Here is a 22,556-nt window from a genome sequence, read left to right as displayed (position 1 = left end):
CAACAAAAACGCCCATGAATTTTGCCTGCTTGGAGGGTACCAGTTCCTACTCCGCCACCTAATCACCTATGCTAAACGAACTCTTATACGAAAAAAACAACTACCTCATCCTCCTGTTCTGGGTATTGGTGGGGGCCTTTGCCGGCCCTTTGGTGTATGTTGTGGTTCCGCTGCACATGCTCATATTACGAAAGAAGGGTGCCTGGTTGTGGTTGTTGTTAGGATTTTGGCTAATACTTACTTTCAGTGACAGTCGCAAACCTGTTTTCAGCTTTGCAGAAGACCTGAAAACCCTCATGATGCTGGTGATGGGATATCTGTTTCTGGTGATGCCCAAAGAAAAGGAAGATTCGCTTAGGTTTGTTAAACCTTATATTCCCTTTTTCATTGTGGCTTTTGCTTCGCTTATTGGCAGTCCGGTTGCTTTTGAAGGGTTTCAGAAAACCGTTTCGTATGTTCTTTTACTAACGGTAATTCCCCCTCTTGTTAATCTTTTACTCACCTACGAACGGGAACGATTCTTATATCATCTTGTCATGGTAGGTGTAATAATTCTGGCAAGTGGCATTATTTTGCGTGTTTTTTATCCTGCCTTTGTTATGTTTAAGGGCGAACGTTATTCAGGGCTTCTTGGGAATCCCAATGGCATGGGCATATACGGATTTGTTTTCACTGCACTTTTCACTTTTATCATTCATTTTCACAAACATCTTTTTACACGAAATCAAACCATCTTTATTTATGTACTGATTTTTGCATCCTTAATAATGGGCGGCTCCCGCGGTGGCATTTTCTCTACAGCAATTTTCATTGCAGCCTGGTTCTTATTGCGCAGGGATGTCATTATAGGTTTCATCATCATGTCTGTCATTTTTATTTCGTATCAATATGTGATGGCTAATTTTGAAGAAATCGTTATTTCCCTGGGGCTATCCGACTATTTTCGCCTGGAGACACTCGAAACCGGGTCCGGCCGCGTAATCGTAGCAGAAGTTGCCTGGAGACACATCAACGAAAACTATTGGTTCAGTCACGGATTTTCATTCAATGAACATATATTGGCTCAATACCGCGACTATTTTGAACAACACGGGCACCAGGGTAATGTCCACAACAGCTGGCTCACAATGTGGCTCGATACTGGTCTGACCGGTCTTATCCTTTTTATATTCGGCTGGTTGGTGAACTTTATACGTGCTTCACGTTTCACACCAATGGTATGGGCTGTATTCTTCGGCATTTTGTTGTCGTGTACCGTTGAGTCATGGCTCGTGGCCTCACTCAATCCTTTTACCATTGTTCTCGTTATTATTTTGAGTATGTTAGGGAACCCGGAATTTTACAGGCAAGCTGAGGAGTTAGGGGAGTAGGGGAGTAGGCGAGTAGGGGAGTAGGCAAGTAGGCGAGTAGGGGATTAGGCGAGTAGGGCAATAGGGCAATAGGGCAGTAGGTTGAGGTTGAGATTAATATTCAGAATAAATGACAAAAAGGAATAATCTATCCATTTAATAATCCATTCTTCAGTTCATTAGTCCTGACAGCCGTGGAGCATCTAATATGAAAAATTTTGCCACAAAACACAAATATCAGGAGTAAGACACAATATAACCATGAACATCCTTTTCCTCTACACAGAACTTGCATCTTATTTTCTTTCCGGTGTCAAAGAGCTGGTCAAAAAGGGCCACTCGGTACATATTGTCCGCTGGCCGGTAAATAAAGAAGCCCCGTTTCAGTTTGATTTTCCTGACAACATAACCATTTATGAACGAAGCGATTATAATAATGTGGAATTGGTGCATCTTGCCAAACGCATTAATCCCGATATCATTATCTCCAGCGGATGGATGGATAAGGGTTACCTGAAGGTCTGCCGGCATTTCAAAGGAAAAATCCCCACCGTTATGAGCATGGACAATCAATGGGCAGGCAATATCAAACAACAACTCATGCGACTGGCAGCACCGTTTATGCTCCACCGCTCCTACTCACACGCATGGGTACCTGGCCTACCCCAAAAGAAATATGCACTCAAACTGGGTTTTAAAGAAAAAAACATTGTAGGATGGTTTCTATTCTGCCGATGTAAAGCTATTCTCCTCATCGGCATCAGACAGAATCAATGCCGATCCCTATCCGCGAAAACTGGTTTTTGTAGGCAGATACGTGCATCAAAAAGGACTCGACCTCCTCTTCCCTGCTTTCATGGAACTTCAGGAAGAATCACCCAACAAGTGGGAATTGTGGTGTGCCGGCACGGGCGAATTGTTCGATCAACGTCCGGCCCATCCGAAAATCAAACATCTCGGTTTTCTGCAACCCGAAGAACTCAAACATATCTTAAAGGGAGCAGGTGTATTTGTATTACCCAGCCGGTTTGAACCCTGGGGAGTGGTAGTGCATGAAATGGCAGCAGCCGGTTTCCCCATGATTTGCTCAAATGCCATTGGAGGTACCACCCGATTCCTGGAAGAAGGCAAAAACGGCTTTTTATTTGAGAATGAGAACAAAGAAAGTCTGAAAGAAGCCCTCAAAAGAATCATGAGCCTTAGTGATGTAGAACTCAGAGCCATGGCCGGACACAGCCACCGGCTGGGGATTGGTTATGATCCGGAAATGTGGGCCAGTCGGGTTATTAGGTTTTAGGCGAGTAGGCGAGTAGGCGAGTAGGCGAGTAGGCGAGTAGGTGATTAGAATTTAGGTGATTAGGAGATTATCTCTAATTTTGTTGTATTTTTTGGCATTTATAAAAATGGCTGCGCCATTTGTTGTTTGGATCACCGAATTTGTGCGAATTAACGCGAATTTAGTCGCACCTTGATGCGACAGTCATTTATTGACAACATCATAATAGAGTGCAGTATAAAAAGCATATTTTTGTCAAAATCCAGGCGTTTTAAATTTTTGTACCGGAGTTAACTTGTTGTTAATGAGGATACAAGAATTTAAAACAACAATGAGTTTGGCAACAAAGATACTTTTTGGACCGGGCTCATAATTGATTTTTTAAGGTGTTATCTAACTCCTTCCAGTCGTTTCATCCGCATAAAATTTATTTATTAAGGCCGGATGGAACTCGCATGATTGAGTTTTATACATGTTCTTTTGAGACAATCTTTGTCATGCTCGTTTCGTTGACGACAAAAAATAATTGCGTAGCAATTAGCTAATCCGACAAATTATGACTTTAGCTTTTAAATTATTTTTGGCTCTGACTTATCCAGTTTAGAAGATTAGAATTTAGGCAATTAGGCCAGTAGAGTGTAGAGAATATGCTAATACCAAAAAATCTAATCCCCCTATACCTACTTGCCTAAACTCTACTCACCTACTCACCTACTCACCTACTCGCCTACTCGCCTAATCCCCTACTCGCCTACTCCCCTACTCGCCTATTTTCTAATCCCCTACTCGCCTACATAATTTGTTTTCGTTTTTGAGTAATCAGGGCAGATATCATTTTTGTTATTTCTATGGCAATAGTTTCTTGTTCATCAAGCGTTTCCTTAGAAATAAGATTTTTATAATACAGCAAATTTAGTACTGTAATAGACTCATACAAAGATCCTCTGGAAATATATAGGTAATTGATATTTTCTTTAACACTGATGCGCCCCTCTCCCTCTGCAATATTTTGCGGAACAGATGCAGCAGCCGCCTCCAATTGCTCAATAAGCCGGTAATGCCCTTTGAGCGTTTCCGTAATATCTAAACACTTTTCAGCAAAAGTCATCCCTTTCTGCCAGACCAGTAATTTCTTAAAACTAAAATTCTCCATAATGTATAAGTTAGGTTTGTTTATAAAATCTCTATTTACCTATTCGCCTAATCCCTACTCGCCTATTTACCTACTTGCCTACTCGCCTAATCCCCTACTTGCCTAATCCCCTACTCCCCTATTTACCTACTTGCCTAATCCCCTACTTGCCTATTTACCTACTCGCCTAATCCCCTACTCGCCTACTCGCCTACTCCCCTACTCCCCTAATCCACTCCTCCAACACCACCAGCGGCCACACCCTCGAAAAAGTCACCGAAGCATCCCCATTCAGGAACCGCTGCCAGATATCCAGTACGCCATTTTCATTAAACATTTCCCGTTGAGCTATTGAGCGAATGCGTTCATCGGCATAGGCATGCATCTCGCCTTTCAGCCAGTCGCGCCAGGGGAAAACAAATCCCATCTTGGGCCGGTTAACAATGTAATCAGGCAAAAGATCAGGCATACTATCAACCAGCAACTTTTTGGGCGTAACCGGCCGTTTAATATTATCAGGTAACGATAACACATACTCCACCAGCTCATGATCCAGGAACGGTACACGCACCTCCAGAGCATGAGCCATGCTCATCTGATCACTGTCGCGGAGCAATACATTCTGCATGTAAGTAGTTAGCTCTGCCGCAGATACCCGTGATAACACATTTCCATCCTTTTGAAATCGTTGTTTTTTCAACCATTCCACGGGATAATGTACAGGCAGGTCATTCCGGTTCAGCATTCCGGCAAGTTGGGAATCCATCAAAGCCTGTCGTGAAATGGCAAAGGCTTCTTCGAAGCTGTAATCTTTCATTTCCAAAAGTCGCTTCACTTTTAACGAAGCCACTCCCGGTTTCAGGGAAACAAGATTCTTACCGGCCAGTTGCCGTAAAAACAGCGGCAACCGCCACAACCATTTCCTTCTTTCCAATGCCATCATACGGTTAAATATGGCATAACCGCCAAATACCTCATCTCCGCCCAGTCCTGAAAGTGCCATGGTAATACCGGCCTCTTTGGTCATTTTAGAAACCACCCAGGTATTAGGGCCATCGCCACTGGGATGATCCATGGCCGATAAAGCATCCGGTAACAGATGAAGAAAATCATCCGGTTCCAGATGTATTTCATGATGATTGGTTCGGTTCATTTTTGCAACATACCTGGCATAAGGTGCTTCGGAAAATTCATCTTCCGAAAAGGCAACATTAAACGTATCAATCTGGTTGTTGGAAACCCTGGCCATGGCGCCCACAACAGCACTTGAATCAATTCCTCCGGAAAGAAAAGCCCCGAAAGGCACATCAGCAACCAGCCGCCGTTCCACAGATTCAAAAAAGAAATTTCGGACATTCTTCTTTACCTCATCATAGCTCTCCGGTCGTTTCTGCTCAATCTTCTCAAACGGATTCCAGTAAGAATCAGTAGTTACTTCGTTAACATTCAGCCTGTAAGTAAGTATGGTTCCGGGCAGTAACATCTGAACCTCCTTTAATATGGTATCAGGTGTCTGTACCGTTTGATATCTTAAAAAATCAACCACCGAATCGTCATTCAACGCTTTTGATACATTCCCTGATGCTAAAAGCGCCCTGACTTCCGAAGAAAAAAACAAACCGTCGTCATTCAGACTCCAGTAAAGCGGTTTTATGCCAAGGCGATCTCTTACCAAAAACAAAGCCTGCTCTTTTTTATCCCATACCGCAAAAGCAAACATGCCGTTGAACAGTTCCACACATTCAGGTCCCGTATTTGCCCATGCAGCCAATACTACCTCGCTATCGGTGTACGATTTATAAGGGTAATCAAACTTATTTCTCAGCTGTCTGAAATTATAGACCTCCCCGTTAAAAACCAGCACAAAACGTCCACAAGCCGAAACCATTGGCTGATGCCCGGCATTGGACAGGTCAATGATGGATAAACGTTTGTGACCAAGGGCGGCCTCTCCTTCCTGCCAAAAACCTTCATCATCAGGGCCTCTGTGGGCCAGCCTGGCATTCATGGATTTAACCCTGATTTCTTTATCTCTTATCTTTTTTGAAACTATTCCGTTGATTCCACACATATTTTTTAGTATTGAGCTGATGAATTAATGCCCCCCCGGTTTATCCGCCAAACATTTCCTCATACCGTTCCTCAAGCCCGGCATTTTCCAAATACGCCTTCGCCAGTCTCTTTGCTTTCTCTCCCTTATTTTTAAGCTTTTCGGATGAAGTAGTTATTAGTTCCTCCAGTGCCCTTTCAAAATCACCGTTCACATTCAGATCAAAAATCCATCCGGCTCCTTTCTTATCGATGTTTTGCCAGGGCGTTTTATCGCTGATCATAACCGGTAATCCGGCCGCCATGGCCTCAAAAATAGAATGCCCGAAATTTTCCCCAAAAGTGGGCAATACAAAACAATGATAATTAGAAAGAATCCCGGCAACCAAAGGTGGTTCCACAGCCCCTTTATAGCTCACTGTAACATTCGCGGGCATTTCATTCATTATTTGACGGCATTCCCGCCAGTAATCCTCATCCTTTACAGGACCATAAATGTCATAAACGATCGGTCGTTCCCCGGTGTAATTTCTAAGTACCCTTAAAAAAGTGAGATGGTTCTTTTTCCTTGCCACCAAAGCAACAGTAACCAGCCGTAATTCTTTACCGGTAAAGTCAACAGGATTCCCTTCCTGAATTATAGCTGGCACATTTCCGGCAACCGATATGGAAGCTTTCTTTCCTATATTCTTCAGAATATCCTGTTTTTCCTGTTCATCCGTTGCATGCCAGGCAACATTACCTCTTTTCATAAAAGGCTTCATCACCATCAGGTAATATGTCTTTTTTGAAGCCTTCAGAGCCAAAGCACCCTCTTGAAACATGCCTCGCGGCGCAATAATTACTTTCAGGCCCGTTTTTGAATGCCACGCATTATAGATTAGCGGATAAACCGTTGCAAAAAGTGAAAACAGCCCGTTAATATAAACAATATCCGGACTCACATTCTGAAGCAATCGGGAAATACCTGAGAAGCCCTTATTTTTATTGGAAGCATAAAACACCTTTGCCTTACCCTCAAAATTGATCCATTGATCACTCTCAACCTCCAGCTGTGTCCCATCTAAATCCACATCCCGGGTCACCACATAAAACGCATAGCGTTCTCCCAACAAACGAACCATATTAGTAAGCGATTGTATAGGGCCTCCGGCTTTAAATGCAGGGGTAAAATAATCGTATGTAATCAGTATTCGTTTCTTTTCCTTACTCATAGCAGAGCAAAGATAGTAGTTAGTGGTTAGTTTTTAGTTTTTAGTGGTTAGTTTTTAGTGGATAGTGGTTAGTGAATTCAATCACATATGACACCCTCAGCGTCGATATTTTATGACCACACACTTTGCTATCAATATATGAGTCCTCAGGCCCAATGCCTCTGTACAATCATTAAAGTTGTGCAGCAACCAACCTGTGTACGCCCGGCTCTCTTTACAAAGCAAAGCGGCATAGCCGGTCGGCCGATTTATCCTGCAAAGAATCTGTGACCAGCCATATTGTGCAACAACAACTATTGAAACGAGTATGACAAAGATTGTCACAAAAAAACATGTATAAACTCAATCATGCGAGTTCCGTTCGACCAGTAACTTAGACTAATTTTATACGAATGAAACGAGCATGACAAAGATTGTCACAAAAGAACATGTATAAATCCTTGCATGCGAGTTCCATCCGGCCTTAATAATTAAATTTTATACGGATGAATAAAACCGAAAACACAAACACTCTCAACACAGAACACGAAACACAAACATAGGGGATTTAGGGCGCCCGTCAATAAAGAAACCCAAAAAGCCAAAGTGGAATTTTATTCGTAAAACCAACCTCAATATTGTCTGCTGCGACAAAAGCTTCTTCGACACCCTTAATCTGTTTGTTCGTTTTATTCTTTCCGCCAACTTCAAAAAGGTATTTGTCATTCACCAGAAAATCACCTTTCCGTAGATAAGAGACCTTATTTACAAAACCGACCTGGTTATAGAAAAATGTTTCGCGCAGTGTTCCGGTCTGCAAATTATCAGCATCAATGGCAAACATCAAATTAGTATTATTCAAATAAATTTTGGCAGGTTTATTCATTATTTTATTACCTACAGCCTTGGCGCCAAGCGTTTTTATCAAATCAGCTTTCTCAAGTAAATTGATATATTTAATCAGGGTACGCTGATCCGCAACATAAAGCTCAGATGAAAGATTAGATAAGTTCGGGGTATAAGGAACTGAAGTCGTTATAACGCCCAACAATTGTTTAATTTTGTGAAGTGACTCGTAAGTCACATCACTCGTAGCAGGAATATCTGTATCAATTACCACACCAATTATTTCTGAAAGTTTGCTATAGTAATTTTCCGGACTTTCAACATAAAACGGATAATAACCGCTCTTTAAGTATTTCTCAAAGGCCGGCAGCACCTTTATTTTATCAGTAATATCCCGACTGATGGACTGGTGAGATTTCAAAACATCTTCCAAAGCAACCACGGGGAATTTTATTTTGTGGTAAAACTCAATATACTCACGAAATGAAAGACCCTGAAGCATATAACTCACCTTACGGCGACTTAAATCACCCTGTCCCTTATGCAATGCCAAAACTGAAGACCCGGTATAAAAAATTTTCAACGAAGGAAAAGCATCATAAATACCTTTAAGTTCCCTCGACCAGTCACTATCCTTATGTTTAGGGGGATATTTATGAACTTCGTCAATAAAAAGAACCTGTCCCCCGTACTTATAGAAAGTTTCAGCCAAATCAAACAAGCTGTTTCTAAAGAAAAAAGGCACATCTAAAGAAACATAAAGCACATTCAATCCCGCAACTACAAACTTTTGTGCCATCTGAAGCAACAAAGTGGTCTTTCCCGTTCCACGAGCTCCGGTAATTTCTGTTAAACGCTCATCCTGATTAATCCGGAAAAACAAACTACGCTTAAAACCGCTTCCTACCGAACTAATTAATCGATCGCTTATTTCATGTAATTGCTCCATCCGCGTACTTTTTTATGCAATATATCATTTTATGTAATGGACTACAAAATAATTTTTAATTTTTTGTAATCCATTACAATTGTATTTCATTTTTACTGGGTCATATTACAATAGGTCGTTGATTTTTAGTACCCTATCTCTAATTTTATTGTATTTTTTGGCAAAATATTTATGAGTATGGTCTAAAAAGCATCTTTGTTGCCAAACTCGTTGTTGTTTTAAATTTTTGCATCCTCATTAACAGCAAGTTAACTCCGGTACAAAAATTTAAAACGACTTGATTTTAACAAAAATATGCTTTTTATACTGCACTCATTTATAAAAATGGCTGCGCCATTTGTTGTTTGGATCACCGAATTTGAGCGAATTAACGCGAATTTAGCCGCATCTTTGATGCGACAGTCATTCGTGTCATTAGTTGACGACAGAAAATAATTGCGTAACCATTAGCTAATCTGACAAATTATGACTTAAGCTTTTTAGTTATTTTTTGCTCTGGCTTGTCCAGGTTAGGTTATCAGAAGCAAACGACAGGCAGAAGTTGTAATAATACTTAGCACACTATGACTATATCATATTCAGCAAATTCTTATTTGAGCACTGAAGAGATTCTTCGTCGTGCCTCCTCAGAATGACACCGTGCTGTTTGTCATTCTGAGCGAAGCGAAGAATCTATCTCTCAGCCTTAATCTCTATTTGACTATTGTTAAATCTGTGCGCATCTGTGTTATCTGTGGTGCACTCTCAACCTCAACCTCAACCTTACCCTCACCCTCAGTTGATTATTGAACATATTCTTTAGAACATCCTGTTTTTCCTGTTCATCTGATGTATGTTAACCGGGATAAGCGTTGTAAACAAAAATTTCCCGTAACCACTCATCAATATTTTTCGTATATTCGTCATAAATTTTACTCCATTCGTCTCCGTCGCCACTAAAGTAACCCTGATGCAGGGAGCCCCATTCCCCGGCATCCATAAAAATATAGGAATATGAAGAAGTTTTTACCCTTTCTCACCGCTCTTTGCTTGCTGTTTGGTTCTGCAGGGGTAATGCAGGGACAGGCACCTGAAATTGTATCGTTCTCTCCTGACACAAATGCTATTGATGTTCCGCTGGATGTGGAATTACAGCTGGAATTTGATATAGATATTATTTTCAATACAGATCCAGAAATTGTAAAACGTATAAAAGTATACGAAACCAACTCCCCGTCAAACGTAGTATTCAACGTATTCATGTTCGGAGGAGATGTTTTTTCTTCAGATATACATATAAATGTCGACACGCTGTTCATAAATTTGGAGAACTCTTCTCTTTCCCCCGAAACAGAATACTCCGTTATCATTGAAGAAGGCGCCATCGAAAGCGCTGCCGACAGTACCGGTTTTGCCGGCATTGACGACATCAACACCCGATGGCGTTTCACCACAGTGTCGCGTCCGGGGTTATCTTCCAAATCGCCGGTAAACGATGCCACCGGGGTAACCGGGTTGGAAACACTCACGCTTACTTTCGACGAAGCAATTAACTCAGGCACTAATAAAAACCTCTATATCTATAAAGATGGGGGTACTCTTTTTCAGACCATCAACACTACAGACGACGCCGGATTAATCACCATCTCCGGCTCTGATCATGACGTCAACATCAGTCACGATGCTTTCAATGGTAATCAGGGTTTTTATATTGATGTCGACGAAGGATTTGTCACATCCCAAAGCACAGGCGTGGGATCAGCGGCCATCGACGGAGCCACTGAATGGTCGTTTACAGTCAGCTTCGGGGCCCGGCCTCGGCCGGTTTTTCTCCGGCCAATCTGCCGGAGCCTGCCGTCCATGCCGATGCCCCCCTTATCATCAGATACAACGAGCCTGTCTCCCTTGCCAGTGATAAAAATGTTATCATATACTACGACAGCGGTACCATATTTCAAACTATTAACACCACCACCGATGCCGGTCTTTTTTCCTACAACAGCATCGATAATAAACTTACCATTAGTCACAACGATTTCCCGGGCAACACCACCTTCGACATAGTTGTTGAAGAAGGACTGGTAACGGCCGATGACAATAACATCGCCTCAGAAGTATTGAATGAAAGCACCCTGGGATGGACTTTCACCACTGCTGCTGCACCTAACATCACTGGTTTTTCTCCGGATGGCGAAACTGATGTGGAAGGCAACCGTGTACTGGAACTCAACTTCAGTGAAAACATTGCACTCGGCGACAATAAAAACCTTTATATACACAGAGTAAGCGACAATCAGCTATTTCAGACAATAAACACCGGCACCGATGCCGGCTTGTTCTCCGTAACTGATAACTCTTTGCAAATCTCTCATGATCCGCTTTGGGGAAACACTTCTTTTTATGTTCTGGCCGACGAAGGCCTGGCTGTTTCGGCATCCACAGCCATAGCTGCTGAGGGTATAAGTTCCACAACACGATGGACTTTCACCACAACCGGCGGTCCTGTAGTGGAAACATACACACCCGAAGCTGCATCAACCGGTGCATCCATATCCACGCCTCTGAAAATCGACTTCAACGAAGCCATATCCATCGGGACTTCCGGTAGTATTACCATCTGCCTGGCGGGCGACAGTTCGGTTGTTGAGTCCGTCAACTATGACAGCGGACAACTCTCAGTAAGCAACGATACACTGATCATCCATCATTCGGAATTGATGCCTGAAACAGAATATTTCATACATGTTGATCCGGGACTGGTTCTCTCATCTTCTACCGGAACTACCTGGGACGGAATCAGCGATGCCAGCTGGAATTTCACAACTGCGGGTGCTCCCACGATAAGCGGATACTTCCCCTTACAGGACGAAACGAAGGCCCCGGTCGATCAATCCCTGATACTTACTTTTACAGAAAACATAAAAACGGGCTCTTCCGGTTATATAAAAATCAGGTATGAAGATAATACCTATTTTCAGGACATTCCTTTCGATGCCGGATTATTGAGCATCAACAACAACGAATTGCACATTTCACATAATGATTTCGATGCAGGCACAACCTATTTTGTCAGAATAGACAGCAATGTGGTTCGCTCACTGGCCACAGATGTCCCGTTCCACGGAATCAGCGACGCCACACAATGGCGATTTACCACTGCCAACCCGCCAACGATAAGTTCTTTGTCACCCGCCAACGGAAGTGAAGTCTCCACTGCCGGCGAGAACCTGGTTGTTACATTCAGCGAAATCATAGAAGCCGGAACATCGGGATCATTGCGCATCAACTATGCCAATTCCGGAGGTGTCAGATTTCAATCCGTTTCAATAATAGATGACACCGAATATATAGATATAACAGACAGTATTTTAACCATATCACATCTTGATTTTACCCCTGATACAGGATACTACATCACCATCGCTCCGGGTTTTGTTAAGTCGGCAACCAGTGGCGTTGCCTTTGGCGGCATACAGGATACAACCGAATGGACTTTTACTACCCCGTCAGGCCCCCGAATCACAACCTTTGAACCCGGAAACAACAGCATTGATATCCCTGTTGATTCCGTTCTGACCCTCACGTTTGATGAAAACATTGTAAGAGGCAGTGGCAACATGATCATACATCATCCGGACGGAACCGACGCGGTTACTATTGTCGCCTCGTCCTTTTCAAACCTGACCATTGACGGGAACCGGCTTTCGTTTCCAAACATTACCCTGCCTTACGATGAAACATTATACGTGACCATTGATGAAGGCTTCGTGAAATCAGAGTCATCAGGATTTCATTTTGCCGGCATTACCGACACCACCGAGTGGGTGTTTACCACATTACCCGCTCCGCCGGAATTCAGCAGCGGCTATCCCTATTTTAATTCCATAACGCCCGACAATATTGATCTGGCACTGATGACAACCAAAGATGCCGATTATTACTTTGTGGTCACTTCAAGCTCCACCCCGCCATCGAATACGCAGATCATGAACGGTCAGAAATCCGATGGCAATCCGGCCGCGGCATCCGGGAATGGGTCACTGCAAGCCAACAACGATACCATACATCAGAATATTAATATCTCCTCTCTTTCCCAAGGCTATCACTGGTTGCATGCCATCGCGAAACATCCTGATAAAGATATTTTTTCCGAAACGGCATCTATAGAAATCGATAAAATGCCTCCCGTCACCACCATCGAACCTGCTGACGGAACCACCAATTTCCCGGAAGAAGGCAACATCATCATTTCATTCAACGAATCCGTCTATAGCTCAGGCACTGCTATTGACAACACGAATGTTTCGGATTTTGTATCGCTGATGCAGGGAGTAGATACGGTAAACTGCTCGGTTTCCATCAATACATCAACCAATGTAATAACAGTAAATCCGAACATCAACCTGTCGCCTCTCACAGAATATTCAGTAACGATGAACGCCGTTGAAGACCAGATTGGTAACATCCAATCGGGAAGTACAACAAGTACTTTTACAACCGACAAAAAAAACATCTGGAGCGGTTTAGGTACTGACCCCGGCGACTGGACTGACCCCGACAACTGGACCACCGGAAGTTTCACCGAAAACACCAGTATTTACGTTCCTTCATCTGCCAATCCTCTAATCGCTGACAGTTCTGTTCCCGTTTACAACATCGACCTGGAGGCCGGAGCTGTTATGCAGCACTCTGCCGGTACAATAACTGTTAACGGCGAGTTCAGGCTGCGTTCATCTGCCGATAAAAATGCTTCTTATCTGAACACCGGTGGTATTCTGAATGTAAATGCCGACAGTGTTAAAATAGAACAAATCATCACCGCCGACAGCATCAACTACAATATCTCTTCGCCAACATCAGGCACAACCAAGGCTACAATGGGCGTAACCAACAAATTATTTGTCTATAACAACAGCACGGGCTATTATGAAGAAGTTGATGATAATACCATACTAACCCCGGGAACAGGCTATATTCTGAGAAGCGATACTGAAAAAATTATCTTCTCGGGTGACATCAATCTTTCTGAAATAGTCGTCCAGCCGCGCTGGTCTTCCGGCGCCCTCGGATGGAACCTCGTGGGAAACCCCTTTACCGGATCACTCAACTGGACTACACTTTCAAAAACCAATGTAGAGGATGCTTTCTGGATATGGCAAAATCGCGACGAAGTTTATGGTGTTTACAATTATGAATTAGGTACCGGTGTCAATATCGATTCTCCAATCATTCCTTCCTATCAGGCTTTTTGGATAAAAGTACCGACAGAAACACACAATGATTCGGCCTCCATCACGTTCTCTACTTCAAACCTTCTGGCCAATACGACTTCGTATCTGAAATCAACATTTACGCCTGAACTGGTAAAAATTGCCGGAAGCAACGGTATGGTAAAAGACGAAACGGCCATTGTTATCAACCACGAGGCCTCCGATAACCTTGACCGGCTCGATTCCGACAAGAAGTTTTCAACAACTTCGGATGCGCTCGAGTTATTCTCTCCTTTCGAAAACAGGAAAATCGCCATTAATGCTATTCCCGCTTTCACCGAAACCAAAGAATTTCCAATAGGTTATTATGCCGCCAAAGCAGGTGAATACCAAATTGAACTGGTGAATCAGACGATGACAAACCTGGAGAGTATCATTCTGATCGATCACGATCAAAATACCGAATGGACATTATCTCTCGAAAATCCATATCATTTTACTGTCAACAGCATTGGAAGCAACGATACCCGGTTCACGCTGAAAATGGTGACTCAAACCGTGCCTACAAATATTACCAATCACGGCGAAAAACAAAACCAGTGTACAGTGTATGCTCAAAACAAACAAATAGTAATAAAGACACCCGACAAGAACAATCTGCGCTATCATTTAACCGATATAAGCGGAAGAACAATCGATAACGGTAACCTGGTGCCACAGTCTCTCAACCGCATCCCTGCCCCCGGCGCAGGCATTTACATCGTCACGATAGTCTCGGACAAAGGAAAGGAAGAACACAAAGTTGGCATAGAGTAAGACAAGAAGTTAAGGTTGAGGTTAAGGTTGAGGTTGAGGCTGAGAGTACACCACAGATATCTCAGATTTACACAGATTTAACAGTGATAAAGAGAGATTAAGACTGAGGTTGAGGTTGAGAATAGATCCTTCACTTCGTTCAGAATGACAGACAGTGCAATTTGTCATTCTGAGGAGGTAACGACGAAGAATCTCTGCCAAGACCAAATGAGGCTGAGGCCAAGAATTCACCACAGATATCTCAGATTTACACAGATTTAACAGTGATAAAGAGAGATTAAGACTGAGGTTGAGGTTGAGAATAGATTCTTCACTTCGTTCAGAATGACAGACAGTGCAATTTGTCATTCTGAGGAGGCACGACGAAGAATCTCTGCCAATTATATTTGAGGATGAGGATAAGGATAAGGATAAGATTAATAGATGCTTAGATTCTTCGCAGAAGCTCAGCATGACAAAAACACCTACATTTGCAAAAAACACCCGGTAACATTGAAAAAACAAAGCACAGCATCCAGTCATATATCTGACATTGACATCATCGGCACTGCCTGCCGTGATTACTACCATCATCCCGACGACAACCTTAAAATAGAAGTCTGGAGCAACATAGCCGAAACCGATCAAATCCCCGTCAACTATTTGTTTCGATCTTTTGCCCAAATGCCATTCCTGGAACAAACAGCACTGAAACACTGCAGGGGAAAAGTTCTCGACATAGGTGCGGGAGCCGGCTCTCATGCATTATGGTTACAACAACAGGGACTGGAAGTTACCGCCCTCGAAATATCCGCCGGTGCTTGCGATGTTATGCAAAAAAGAGGCGTTAAGAATGTACGTCAAATGAATTTTTTCTCTTTAACCGGCGAAACCAAATACGACAAATACGACACACTTCTGATGCTGATGAATGGCATCGGAATTGTCGGCACCACCTATCGTCTTCAAGACTTCTTTACCCTTGCACGAAAACTTCTGAACCCCGGTGGCCGGATACTGGTCGACAGCTCCGATTTACGTTATCTGTTTCTCGAAGATGACGGAACCATTCTGATCAACCTCAACAACAAATACTATGGCGAAGTTGAATACCGGATGAGCTACAAAGGCAGGAAAGGTCGTCGCTTTCCCTGGCTTTTCATCGACGATCAGCTGCTGGCTTATCATGCCGAAAAAAACGGTTTCCGTTTTGAACGAATTGCCGAAGGCAACCATTATGACTATCTGGCAAAAATGAGATAAATGGTACTTTAAATGACACACAGCATCAGTGCCATTCTGAGGAGGCAACGACGAAGAATCTCTTCAATAACCAACTGAGATTGAGGCTGAGGTTGAGGCTGAGAATTTACCACAGATAACACAGATGAGCAAAGATTTAACAATAATAAAAAAGAGGATTAGATTTTTAAATATAAGATGATAGATTCTTCGCAGGGTCACAGAATGACAGACAGTGCAATTTGTCATTCTGAGGAGGTACGACGAAGAATCTCATTAAGATAAAGCGATGCATTAGTTATAGATTCTTCACTTACGTTCAGAATGACAAACAGCACGGTGTCATTCTGAGGAGGCAACGACGAAGAATCTGTCACAATTTGATAGATTCGTCGAAGTGGCTCAGAATGACAGATAACATCATTGTCATTCTGAGGAGGAACGACGAAGAATCTCTTCAAATAACAAGTGAACCGGCAACTAAAGCAATTTTGAGTGCGGTATAAAAAGCATATTTTTGTCAAAATCAAGGCGTTTTATATTTTTGTACCGGAGTTAACTCATTGTTAATGAGGATGCAAAATTTTAAAACAACACTGAGTTTGGTAACAAAGAGGCTTTTTAGACCGGGCTCAATTTTTTATTTTGCAAAAATTCATCAATGCGTTCAAAAAAAGCTATCAATTCATCTTTCTTGTTTAAAATAGCATTTACTGAGTCAATGGTTTCCTGGATCATTAACGGATACTCATGAGCAACATCATTTCGGATTTCACGCAAAACCTGCCATTTTTCTATACCTGACACAATATTATACTTTTCAAGCCTGTGGAAAACATCAATAAAAGTCATTTGGGATGTATCCTCCCCAAGCGCTTCCAGTGTTTCTCTAAATAGCTTTTGCCCAATTAAATCCTGAAGTTTAGCAAACCTGAAAATATATTGGTCAATAAAAGCCCTTTTATCAGTTGACAATGTTGTAAATCGTTCTGAATTTAAAGGGAGTATCTCCTTAACTGCATTATATGCGCTATTAATGCGATCAACATGAATTCTACCGGATTCAATAATTTTTTTTAGCTTATCTTTTTGTTTATTAGTCATTTTCTTATACTTAATTCTATTCCTTCCCTACGCGCAGTCTCAACAATCATTCGGTCATCATCTTCACCATACTGTACAACAACATCAATTTTTTGATCACCAATTTCTGATTTTATTGCAGCCAGAAAATGTATTTTATTCATATAAAGATTATTCTTGTCAGAAGGAACTATAAAAAGGTCAATATCCCCCCCTTGTTTGGCATCATTGGTTCGTGAACCAAACAACAACACCCGGCAGTTCTGACCAAACCATCTGCGGGCTTCTCTTATTATAATCTCTTTTTCAAAGGAAGATATGCGCATTTTTTATTTCAAAAATACCTTTGAAACTTGAAAATTGCAACTTTGCAGCAAAATATCGGGTTTAAACGGGGCGACTGAGGTTGAGGCTGAGGTTGAGGTTGAGGTTGAGATTCACCACAGATAACACAGATGAACACAGATTTAACGAGGGTCAAATAAAGGTTAAGGTTGAGGTTAAGGTTGAGAGATAGATTCTTCCCTTCGCTCAGAATGACACTCGGCATCAGTGTCATTCTGAGGAGGAACGACGAAGAATCTCTTCCCTGGCCAAATGAGGTTGAGGATGAGGATGAGGTTGAGGCTAAGGTTTAGGTTGAGGCTGAGGTTGAGATTGAGATTGAGTATCAGGTTGAAAATGATGTTGACACCCCAATACTTAATCCAGAACCCGAAACACAAAACCCTGTCGCGCACCCCCTAACCCCCTAAAGGGGGGAACCGTCAACCGCAGAACCCAAAACTCAGAACCCAAAACATTGTCGCACAACACCTTATCTCCTAAAGGGGCAGAGGAACGGTCAACTCACAAAACACGGAACACGGAACACGAAAACTCAAAACTCAGAACCCTGTCGCACACCCCCTGACCCCCTAAAGGGGGAACCGTCAACCACAGAACCCAAAACTCAAAACTCAGAACACGAAACACGGAACACGGAACTCAATTTTACCAAAATCCGTCAATACTTTCGTCAACACTTTATCCCCATTCATCAACTAACTCCCTCATTCATGCACCTTTTGCTATGGCAGACACGTAGAAACTGGTAAATTTATGGCATTAATTTTTTCAATAGATCGTTGGATAATTGAAGTAAAATTTAAGATGAGTCATAAAATTGAAATTCAGCGTTTCAATAATCACCACTAAATATCACTAAACAATTGACTCACAACTTCTAAGAAACTAACGACCTATTGAATACAAAGATGAGTGTAGTATAAAAAGCATATTTTTGTCAAAATCGAGGCGTTTTAAATTTTTGTGCCGGAACTAACTCATAGTTAATGAGGATGCAAAAATTTAAAACAACACTGAGTTTGGTAACAAAGAGGCTTTTTAGACCGGGCTCAAAAATAGTCAATGCCTTTGAACATGGTTACACACAGGGTTAAATTTAGCGTTATGAAAAAGTTTTTACTAAAAGTTGGGTTAGTTGGAGTTTTGAGTGTTATGAACTTTACTATCTGGGGACAAACTTATTCTCCGGAAATAGGTGCAGAAGATGTGGCAACCTCTCCTATTCTTACAATTACTTTCGAACCGGGTTCTGAAATTGCCTTTGTTCCAAATAATCTTATTTATATTGAAGTTATTGGAGGAGATTATTTTAGCTTATCGACAGGGGGTAAAAGTGGCCCAGACCCTGCCCTCTCAATTACAGATAATGTTTTAACTATTGATTTGTCTTCATACCTTCTCGACGAAAATACCGAATACGTAATCAATACTGATGAAAATGCAATAACTGTTGACGGTGTTTATTGGAATGAACTTTTTTATGGTAATCCAAATTTTCCACATTGGAAATTTACTACTGTCTCAGGTACTCCTATCTGGTCTTCAGGCTATCCAAACCTTTCCAATCAGTCTCCAACCAGCATCACACTGAACGGTCGTACTGATCAGGATGGCCATTATTACTACGTTATTACCCCAAATTTGGATCCTCCTTCAGAGTTACAAATTGAAGCAGGTCAAGATCAAAATGGCAACGACGTATTATCAGGAAATGGCACCATGTATGCCGACCAGCCATTCAGTGAGTCCATTGATATTTCTTCTTTAACTCCAGGAAATACTTATTATGTTCATATAGTCGCATCCAGCAGCTCTGGATATTCCGACATTAAAACCAAAGATATTGACCTGATAGCTCCCAGTCTAAGCAATATTAGCCCCCCCAATGGGGCCACGAATGTTTCAATTTATACCACCATAATTCTTAAATATTCAGAAAAAATATTTGGTATCGACAGTGCCATTTTGAATAATTCAAACATTGATAATTACATCAAGTTAAAAGAAGGAAGTACAGTCATTTCCTACAGCATTACTTTCAGCAGTGATGGAAAAACATTAACAATAATTCCCGAAGCAGAGTTAAATGAAAATACCACCTATACCATCAGCTTTTTAAATAAATTTGAAGACCGATTTGGGAATGTTCAGTCTGAATTATCGAGTGATAAAACGTTCACAACTGAAGACCTGATTATCTGGACGGGAGAAAGTTCCAACGACAATACCAACTGGAAGGATGCAGACAACTGGGACGCTTCTGCTTACCCCGATGGCAACAGTGTCATTATTCCTTCAGGAAAAGAAAGTTATCCGGTTATCAGTTCCGACATTTCTGTAAATAATCTTTTTATCGAACCCGGAGCATCCCTCTCCCAAACCGGGGGAAGCCTTACCATCAATGGAGAATTTGTGCTCCAATCTTCATCCGAAATCAATGCATCATTTATCCCCTATGGCGGCACCGTTATTGTTGATCCTGCCAGGGTCCGTTTCCACCAAAATGTCTCTGCTCCCGATCGTAATTACAATTTTGGCGTTCCCGTCACCGGAGCAACTAAGGCAACAATTGGAATTACCAATTATCTGTTTCAATATAAAAATGCAGACAATAGCTATATCATCCTGGATGATGATACGCCCCTGGTTCCCGGGAAGGGATATATTTGCCGGAGCGAGAATTCTATGATCTTCACAGGCACTCCTGTTACTTCTGACGTAACGGTAGAACTCGAAAGAAATAATAATGGCGGACTCGGCTGGAACCTTGTCGCCAATCCGTTTAGTGCCACTGTCGATTTTACTGAACTGGAAATCGACACCGCAAAAGTCGCTTACTCCTTCTGGATATGGGACAATATCATTGGAAAATATAATACCTATAATGCAAGTTCAGGCATAGGCATAGGCATTGAAAATTACAAACCAGATATTCCTTCGCATCAGGCTTTTTGGGTAAAAGTAAGGCCCGGCTACAGCACAGCTTCTATCGGGTTCCTCACCACTGCTTTGGAAGTTGACAGTATGTCTTATCTCAAATCGGCCTCATCAACCAAATATCCGACTTTAAAGCTGGAATCCACGCTCAATGGCAACAGCATAACCGACGAAACTGCGTTGGTTTTCACTTCAGAGGCATCGAATAATTTGGGAGATGCCTTCGACACTGAGAAGAAACTTGCAACAAACAAAAACTTTTGTCAAATTTACACGCTTGAAGGCTCTCTGGAATTGGCCATCAACGGACTACTGCCCGCACAAAACGAATTGTCTGTTCCCCTTGGTTTTAAAATGGATACAACCGGCATCGTACAAATCAATGTCAAAGATAATACTTTACCTCCCGGTTCGCGTGTCATGCTGGAAGATAAAGTCACATCCGAATTCATCGATTTTTCTGCAACCGGAACTTATGAATTTGATGTGAACGAAAAAGGTACCGACAACTCAAGGTTAGTTCTTCATATCTCCGGAACAGAAACAGAAAGCGTCATAACTAATATTGAAGAAGAAACAAAAGATGAGGAGGTGAAAAAATCCTACTTCTATACAAACAATTCTGAAATAATTGCATATATTGGCCCTTTAAACAATCCAACTTACAAATTGTTGGATATTAATGGCAAAGTTATTGACAGCGGTACATTAAATCCCGAATCGGAAAACAGGATCATGGTCTCAAGGAAAGGAATGATCATAATGATTGTAGAATCAGAAAAAGAAAAACTTGAGTTCAAGACTGTTTTCTAAACAAATTGTTTTTTGTTTAGAATGAGACAGAAGGAAAAGAAAATATATAACCAACCCGAGCTGACAGAAGTGGTACTGGATCAGACGATTGCTTTGCAATCTGTTTCAGAATATTATCCGCCCGATCAGCCACCTTTTACATCATCTGGTGGTTCAGACACTTCAACATCTTCAGACGAATCCACGACAGGGGACAACCAACTAAAAGATAATAATTTCGAAGACAATCCCTTCCAGCGCTAAGGAAGGGATTTTTTCTTGTTCTGCAGAGTGCACCACGAATGTCACAGATTTACATGGATTTAACAATAATCAGATAAAGGCTGAGGCTAAGGTTAAGGCTAAGGTTGAGGTTGAGAGTGCACCACAAATAACACAGATGAGCACAGATTTAAAAATAGTCAAAAAAGATGATTAGATTTTTAGATATAAGATGATAGATTCTTCGCTTCGCTCAGAATGACAGACAGTGCAATTTGTCATTCTGAGGAGGTACGACGAAGAATCTCTTCAATAACAAATGAGGCTGAGGTTAAGGTTAAGGTTAAGGTTAAGGATGAGAGTGCACCACAGATGGCACAGATTTACACAGATTATTTCAATAACCAATTATCAAATGAGATTGAGGATGAGGATAAGGTTGAAAATGAGGTTGACACCCCAATACTTAATCCAGAACCCAAAACACATAACCCTGTCGCACACCCCCTGACCCCCTATAGGGGGAACGGTCAACCCGCAAAACCAGAAACACGAAACTCGGAACACGAAAACCCTGGAACCCAAACCCTGTCGCGAACCCCCCCAACCCCCTAAATGGGGAACCGTCAACCCGCAAAGCCTAAAATACAGAAACTAAGATATTGTCGCATAACATATTACTTCCATGAGTGACAAGGGAACAGTCAACGCACAAAAGACAAAACTCGAAACTCGAAAACTCGAAACTCGAAAACCCGAAACCCGGAACTCCCCCTCCCTGCTAATTCAGGGGGCCCGAAACCAATTAATGAAAAAAATCAGCAAAAGGCATGAATAAAAAATCATAAATTACTAACTTTGGATTTGACTAAAATCATGTTTCGCGATTACACAAGACATTATTTTATATATTGCAGGTAAAGCATTACCAATCCCCGGAATGATTTACCGAACAAGTGAAACGAGCATGACAAGGTTTATCACAAAAGAACATGTATAATTAACCTCTAATCATCAAAGAAACCAAAAACAGGGAACAGATTCTTCGTCGTTACCTCCTCAGAATGACATTGGACAGTCTGTCATTCTGAGCGGAGCGAAGAATCTACCATCAATTAAAGTATGATAAGTTGCATCATTACAATGACTTAGGT

17 protein-coding genes are annotated in these 22,556 nt (G+C 41.8%); 9 read left to right on the top strand and 8 right to left on the bottom strand.

From position 1 onward, the window contains the following. Nucleotides 1-68 precede the first annotated feature (68 nt). Entirely contained in the window at nucleotides 69-1,370 is a 1,302-nt protein-coding gene (locus tag ATH1_RS0113580) for an O-antigen ligase family protein (RefSeq protein WP_010422698.1), read from the top strand. A 216-nt stretch (nucleotides 1,371-1,586) separates the two neighbouring features. Here the strand turns inward: ATH1_RS0113580 and ATH1_RS22305 are convergent, their stop codons facing one another. Then, nucleotides 1,587-1,979, bottom strand: a complete 393-nt coding sequence (locus ATH1_RS22305; protein WP_245531799.1) for a hypothetical protein — start codon at nucleotides 1,977-1,979, stop codon at nucleotides 1,587-1,589. Between the two features lie 187 nt (nucleotides 1,980-2,166). Between ATH1_RS22305 and ATH1_RS22300 the strand changes: the two genes are divergently transcribed. Next, nucleotides 2,167-2,646 (top strand): glycosyltransferase family 4 protein, encoded by a 480-nt coding sequence (locus tag ATH1_RS22300; RefSeq protein ID WP_010422694.1) that lies wholly within the window; start codon nucleotides 2,167-2,169, stop codon nucleotides 2,644-2,646. A 769-nt stretch (nucleotides 2,647-3,415) separates the two neighbouring features. Here ATH1_RS22300 and ATH1_RS0113570 read toward each other — a convergent pair. The 5 genes from ATH1_RS0113570 to ATH1_RS21500 all read right to left on the bottom strand — a co-directional run bounded on the left by ATH1_RS0113570 (nucleotide 3,416) and on the right by ATH1_RS21500 (nucleotide 9,773). Further along, nucleotides 3,416-3,778, bottom strand: a complete 363-nt coding sequence (locus tag ATH1_RS0113570; RefSeq protein WP_010422692.1) for a four helix bundle protein — start codon at nucleotides 3,776-3,778, stop codon at nucleotides 3,416-3,418. A gap of 190 nt (nucleotides 3,779-3,968) precedes the next feature. Beyond that, a complete protein-coding gene (gene asnB, locus ATH1_RS0113565) occupies nucleotides 3,969-5,828 on the bottom strand; it encodes an asparagine synthase (glutamine-hydrolyzing) (RefSeq protein ID WP_010422691.1) in 1,860 nt (619 codons plus the stop codon). Between the two features lie 40 nt (nucleotides 5,829-5,868). Beyond that, on the bottom strand, nucleotides 5,869-7,020 hold the full coding sequence (locus ATH1_RS0113560; RefSeq protein WP_010422689.1) for a glycosyltransferase: 1,152 nt from the start codon (nucleotides 7,018-7,020) through the stop codon (nucleotides 5,869-5,871). Between the two features lie 559 nt (nucleotides 7,021-7,579). Further along, a complete protein-coding gene (locus ATH1_RS0113555) occupies nucleotides 7,580-8,794 on the bottom strand; it encodes an ATP-binding protein (protein ID WP_010422686.1) in 1,215 nt (404 codons plus the stop codon). A gap of 835 nt (nucleotides 8,795-9,629) precedes the next feature. Continuing rightward, the gene (locus ATH1_RS21500; protein WP_010422685.1) at nucleotides 9,630-9,773 is read right to left on the bottom strand and encodes a hypothetical protein; all 144 of its coding nucleotides are present in this window, start codon (nucleotides 9,771-9,773) and stop codon (nucleotides 9,630-9,632) included. A 14-nt stretch (nucleotides 9,774-9,787) separates the two neighbouring features. Between ATH1_RS21500 and ATH1_RS0113545 the strand changes: the two genes are divergently transcribed. From ATH1_RS0113545 to ATH1_RS0113535, 3 genes are all read left to right on the top strand, one after another. Next, complete coding sequence (locus tag ATH1_RS0113545) at nucleotides 9,788-10,837, top strand: Ig-like domain-containing domain (protein WP_010422683.1); 1,050 nt, start codon at nucleotides 9,788-9,790, stop codon at nucleotides 10,835-10,837. A 137-nt stretch (nucleotides 10,838-10,974) separates the two neighbouring features. After that, a complete protein-coding gene (locus tag ATH1_RS22295; protein WP_245531800.1) occupies nucleotides 10,975-14,799 on the top strand; it encodes an Ig-like domain-containing protein in 3,825 nt (1,274 codons plus the stop codon). Nucleotides 14,800-15,291: 492 nt separating this feature from the next. Next, entirely contained in the window at nucleotides 15,292-16,041 is a 750-nt protein-coding gene (locus tag ATH1_RS0113535; protein WP_044115313.1) for a class I SAM-dependent methyltransferase, read from the top strand. Nucleotides 16,042-16,641: 600 nt separating this feature from the next. On the opposite strand, the gene ATH1_RS0113530 is transcribed toward ATH1_RS0113535, so the two are convergent. Both ATH1_RS0113530 and ATH1_RS0113525 read right to left on the bottom strand, forming a co-directional pair. After that, entirely contained in the window at nucleotides 16,642-17,124 is a 483-nt protein-coding gene (locus tag ATH1_RS0113530) for a hypothetical protein (RefSeq protein ID WP_010422674.1), read from the bottom strand. Further along, nucleotides 17,121-17,429 (bottom strand): nucleotidyltransferase domain-containing protein, encoded by a 309-nt coding sequence (locus ATH1_RS0113525; RefSeq protein ID WP_010422673.1) that lies wholly within the window; start codon nucleotides 17,427-17,429, stop codon nucleotides 17,121-17,123. The genes ATH1_RS0113530 and ATH1_RS0113525 overlap by 4 nt, the downstream gene beginning before the upstream one ends. A gap of 180 nt (nucleotides 17,430-17,609) precedes the next feature. Between ATH1_RS0113525 and ATH1_RS22480 the strand changes: the two genes are divergently transcribed. The 4 genes from ATH1_RS22480 to ATH1_RS0113505 all read left to right on the top strand — a co-directional run bounded on the left by ATH1_RS22480 (nucleotide 17,610) and on the right by ATH1_RS0113505 (nucleotide 22,017). Further along, a complete protein-coding gene (locus ATH1_RS22480) occupies nucleotides 17,610-17,741 on the top strand; it encodes a hypothetical protein (protein WP_280959769.1) in 132 nt (43 codons plus the stop codon). An 814-nt stretch (nucleotides 17,742-18,555) separates the two neighbouring features. Then, nucleotides 18,556-21,201, top strand: coding sequence for an Ig-like domain-containing domain (locus ATH1_RS0113515; protein ID WP_139035427.1), 2,646 nt, complete (start codon nucleotides 18,556-18,558; stop codon nucleotides 21,199-21,201). Between the two features lie 21 nt (nucleotides 21,202-21,222). After that, a complete protein-coding gene (locus ATH1_RS0113510; protein WP_010422670.1) occupies nucleotides 21,223-21,444 on the top strand; it encodes a hypothetical protein in 222 nt (73 codons plus the stop codon). A gap of 216 nt (nucleotides 21,445-21,660) precedes the next feature. After that, the gene (locus tag ATH1_RS0113505) at nucleotides 21,661-22,017 is read left to right on the top strand and encodes a hypothetical protein (RefSeq protein ID WP_010422668.1); all 357 of its coding nucleotides are present in this window, start codon (nucleotides 21,661-21,663) and stop codon (nucleotides 22,015-22,017) included. Nucleotides 22,018-22,556: the final 539 nt, after the last annotated feature.

The sequence above is a fragment of the Anaerophaga thermohalophila DSM 12881 genome, assembly GCF_000191885.1.
GTDB lineage: Bacteria > Bacteroidota > Bacteroidia > Bacteroidales > Marinilabiliaceae > Anaerophaga > Anaerophaga thermohalophila.
This window is presented reverse-complemented; position numbering and strand designations above follow the sequence as displayed.

Excerpts from the sequence above, each read along its gene's own strand:
- ATH1_RS21500 (WP_010422685.1), bottom strand. The coding sequence starts at position 9,773 with ATGGATGCCGGGGAATGGGGCTCCCTGCATCAGGGTTACTTTAGTGGC.
- ATH1_RS0113555 (WP_010422686.1), bottom strand. The coding sequence starts at position 8,794 with ATGGAGCAATTACATGAAATAAGCGATCGATTAATTAGTTCGGTAGGA.
- ATH1_RS0113515 (WP_139035427.1), top strand. The coding sequence starts at position 18,556 with ATGAAAAAGTTTTTACTAAAAGTTGGGTTAGTTGGAGTTTTGAGTGTT.
- ATH1_RS0113525 (WP_010422673.1), bottom strand. The coding sequence starts at position 17,429 with ATGCGCATATCTTCCTTTGAAAAAGAGATTATAATAAGAGAAGCCCGC.
- ATH1_RS0113505 (WP_010422668.1), top strand. The coding sequence starts at position 21,661 with ATGACAGACAGTGCAATTTGTCATTCTGAGGAGGTACGACGAAGAATC.
- ATH1_RS0113530 (WP_010422674.1), bottom strand. The coding sequence starts at position 17,124 with ATGACTAATAAACAAAAAGATAAGCTAAAAAAAATTATTGAATCCGGT.
- ATH1_RS0113570 (WP_010422692.1), bottom strand. The coding sequence starts at position 3,778 with ATGGAGAATTTTAGTTTTAAGAAATTACTGGTCTGGCAGAAAGGGATG.
- ATH1_RS0113580 (WP_010422698.1), top strand. The coding sequence starts at position 69 with ATGCTAAACGAACTCTTATACGAAAAAAACAACTACCTCATCCTCCTG.
- ATH1_RS0113545 (WP_010422683.1), top strand. The coding sequence starts at position 9,788 with ATGAAGAAGTTTTTACCCTTTCTCACCGCTCTTTGCTTGCTGTTTGGT.
- ATH1_RS0113510 (WP_010422670.1), top strand. The coding sequence starts at position 21,223 with ATGAGACAGAAGGAAAAGAAAATATATAACCAACCCGAGCTGACAGAA.
- ATH1_RS0113560 (WP_010422689.1), bottom strand. The coding sequence starts at position 7,020 with ATGAGTAAGGAAAAGAAACGAATACTGATTACATACGATTATTTTACC.
- asnB (WP_010422691.1), bottom strand. The coding sequence starts at position 5,828 with ATGTGTGGAATCAACGGAATAGTTTCAAAAAAGATAAGAGATAAAGAA.